Here is a 3,471-nt window from a genome sequence, read left to right as displayed (position 1 = left end):
CCCGCTTAACTATTTAGTTTTTGTTTTAACTTAATTCCCATCCTAACATATAGGATGGTTTTTTTTTATTGTTATTAAATATTAATTTACTATCGTTAATAAACGGCTTATATGCCCTTTTTGCCCAATTTCTTCTATATCGTAACTATTTCTTTACTGCCAATCTTTGGTTACAATAATCTATAACAGTTAATTCATCTTATTTAATGTATTCAACTGAATACATTGATGTATTCAATTGAATAAATCAATATATCAAAACTTATGCGTTTTTACTGATTTTAATATTGTTTAAACATGGATATAATAACAATACACTTTACCACTTATTATAGGTGCATAATGATACGCCCCAAAATCGCATTGAGTAATACTATTTATTCTATTATTAAAGATGAAGCAATAAAGCAGAATCTACCAATTAGTAAATACCTCGCTAATGTAATATTATCTCATTTACTCGCAAATACATCGTTAAATGACTTAAACACTAAAGAAGACTAAAACTAAACTACTTAGAAGAAACTGGAAAATAAGTAACTTGATTTAAACAAATAACTAGATTATTTCTTCTGATAAGTCAGCTAATAATTCTCTTAATCTTTGCCATCTTGGTGAAGTTTTAGACGCATTATCAGAGGCACTTTTCCAGTCTCTTATTACTTCAACTATTCTAATAATTTGCTCTGAATCAGGAAAGTCGTTAGGCACTCTTACCACCTTTGTACTTCTACCAGTTGCAGGGCGACCCGCTCCCGTCCGTTTACCCCCCCTTCCTGACTTAAACCACGTCTTTGTATTATTCATTGATTACCTGTTACCGCTTTTCTATAACTATATCATATCGCTTGTTTTACCGTCAATTTAATTTTCTTGTACCTATAGTGAATACTACTCTTGTATTCATAATAATATGACTAAGTTATAATCAGCTACCAACTCCCCTTGACTCAACCCCATCTCTTGTACTTGTAGGGGAAGCGATGGGGGGGTGAGGTGAAGAGTAAGAGACTCTGTAAAAAAGCCCCCCATCACTTGCCCCTACGCAAGTATAAGGGGTTGGTCAAGGGTCAACGCGGAGATGCTTGCGAGGGGTCGCTCCGAAAAGGCTCGGCTCAGAGTAAGCCCTTGTTTTGTATTAATTCTTCTCATGTCTTGTCGGGGGTTAACCCCCAACGAGCATAGACTAGAAAACATCAAACAATTGTATTATTCCCTGACTAGAAGCTATTCCCCAATACCCACATATTACCTCCTCATCATTTTTAGTAAAACTTGCAGAAGCAGCAAACTTTTTGAGAATGTCTAAGTCTATTAAAGTTTCTCTATTTTCTAGTATAAAATAACACATATCTTGTGAAATCTTAACTAATGCGCCCTTAATTCTGTCTCTCATAACTTTAGTCATTGACCACCATTGTGACGGTATTTGTTCACTGCAACCCGCATGAACTAACGTTTCTACTTCTTCCTTTCCTTTACTAACATACTTACTTATATAATTTTTAGCTGATTTTTTAACCTTTTGTAAATCAACAGCCGCCGCCGTACTAACTTCATCATCAATCCCATTATTTCTTAATACCTTGCTTAAGATTTTTTGCCATATCATCCTAACCCAATTAGCAGTAAAGTAAAACTTACCTTTCTTGTCACAAGCAACATATACGAAATGATAATGTAAGGCGAATTGTCCGTAGTTCTCTAACCTTTTTGTCTGTACTTCAGTTACTCCTAATACATAAGGGATTATGCCAGCCGATTCATAAAAACGCCTTAAGAATCGATGGAAAGTCTCAATGATTTTAGCCCAGAGCTTATTTACTATTGTCATAGCATTAGGGGATAAATTAGGGATGGTGAGGGTTCCAAATCCTAATCTTTTCTTTCCATAGGTATCTTCAAGAATGGTACACCCATCAATGACACGCCGTCTCCCCGTACTGGTTATTCCCTTAAGTCCGTACTGTTTTTTGTTTCCTTGTGATGCCTCAGAATTTAGTACAACTTCGTTGTCGGAATTGTCAACGCTTGATAAACCTACGTTTTGCCCCTGAAGGTGCTTTTTTTGCCATTCCACAGTATCCTTCATTAACCATTCCTTACGGTCAACTTCCCATGACTCAGTATCAGCATTGTACCCTAACCAAGTATGTAGTTCAAATTGACTATCCCATTGTCTTTCAAAACATTTGTCCTCTTGTCGTACTTTCTTACTAGGGATAGCCCCTATAGTAAAAAAGCCATCAGGGTGCAAAGTTCCTGTAAGACATCTATTTCCGTGTACTTTTGTATTATCTAGACCCTTTAACGTAGCTTTAACCCTCCCTAGTTAAGCGGGTCAATTCTTAACGCACATACAAAGATAGTTTTATCCTTGCGTTTCTTACTAATTGCATCTATGCTATTAGTTGCATAGATGCAATTACTTTTACTCTTTCCTTGCAGTGTTCCAAAATAGTTCTTAAGATGCTATGATGGAGTCAACTGATAGAAAGCGGTACTACTTAATAGAGCCTGAAACGGCAGTCTATAGAAGTTTCCCCAAAAAAGAATGGTAAGAAAATACCCCGCTTAACTATTTAGTTTTTGTTTTAACTTAATTCCCATCCTAACATATAGGATGGTTTTTTTTTATTGTTATTAAATATTAATTTACTATCGTTAATAAACGGCTTATATGCCCTTTTTGCCCAATTTCTTCTATATCGTAACTATTTCTTTACTGCCAATCTTTGGTTACAATAATCTATAACAGTTAATTCATCTTATTTAATGTATTCAACTGAATACATTGATGTATTCAATTGAATAAATCAATATATCAAAACTTATGCGTTTTTACTGATTTTAATATTGTTTAAACATGGATATAATAACAATACACTTTACCACTTATTATAGGTGCATAATGATACGCCCCAAAATCGCATTGAGTAATACTATTTATTCTATTATTAAAGATGAAGCAATAAAGCAGAATCTACCAATTAGTAAATACCTCGCTAATGTAATATTATCTCATTTACTCGCAAATACATCGTTAAATGACTTAAACACTAAAGAAGACTAAAACTAAACTACTTAGAAGAAACTGGAAAATAAGTAACTTGATTTAAACAAATAACTAGATTATTTCTTCTGATAAGTCAGCTAATAATTCTCTTAATCTTTGCCATCTTGGTGAAGTTTTAGACGCATTATCAGAGGCACTTTTCCAGTCTCTTATTACTTCAACTATTCTAATAATTTGCTCTGAATCAGGAAAGTCGTTAGGCACTCTTACCACCTTTGTACTTCTACCAGTTGCAGGGCGACCCGCTCCCGTCCGTTTACCCCCCCTTCCTGACTTAAACCACGTCTTTGTATTATTCATTGATTACCTGTTACCGCTTTTCTATAACTATATCATATCGCTTGTTTTACCGTCAATTTAATTTTCTTGTACCTATAGTGAATACTACTCTTGTA

General features: G+C 34.5%; 3 protein-coding genes. All 3 read right to left on the bottom strand.

Annotated elements, in window-relative coordinates:
* Positions 1-558: 558 nt before the first annotated feature.
* The 3 genes from AsFPU1_RS10435 to AsFPU1_RS10425 all read right to left on the bottom strand — a co-directional run bounded on the left by AsFPU1_RS10435 (position 559) and on the right by AsFPU1_RS10425 (position 3,376).
* Positions 559-807 (bottom strand): hypothetical protein, encoded by a 249-nt coding sequence (locus tag AsFPU1_RS10435; RefSeq protein WP_124977150.1) that lies wholly within the window; start codon positions 805-807, stop codon positions 559-561.
* 379 nt (positions 808-1,186) lie between these two features.
* On the bottom strand, positions 1,187-2,257 hold the full coding sequence (locus AsFPU1_RS10430; RefSeq protein ID WP_124977151.1) for a hypothetical protein: 1,071 nt from the start codon (positions 2,255-2,257) through the stop codon (positions 1,187-1,189).
* An 870-nt stretch (positions 2,258-3,127) separates the two neighbouring features.
* A complete protein-coding gene (locus AsFPU1_RS10425; RefSeq protein ID WP_124977150.1) occupies positions 3,128-3,376 on the bottom strand; it encodes a hypothetical protein in 249 nt (82 codons plus the stop codon).
* Between the last annotated feature and the right edge of the window lie 95 nt (positions 3,377-3,471).

This window comes from Aphanothece sacrum FPU1, from assembly GCF_003864295.1.
GTDB classification, from domain to species: Bacteria; Cyanobacteriota; Cyanobacteriia; order Cyanobacteriales; family Microcystaceae; genus Aphanothece_B; species Aphanothece_B sacrum.
Note: the sequence above shows the minus strand (reverse complement) of the source record. Positions and strands in the feature narration are given on the sequence as shown.

What these genes read in the sequence shown, in the direction of transcription:
- AsFPU1_RS10435 (WP_124977150.1), bottom strand. Translation starts at nt 807, where the DNA reads ATGAATAATACAAAGACGTGGTTTAAGTCAGGAAGGGGGGGTAAACGG.
- AsFPU1_RS10425 (WP_124977150.1), bottom strand. Translation starts at nt 3,376, where the DNA reads ATGAATAATACAAAGACGTGGTTTAAGTCAGGAAGGGGGGGTAAACGG.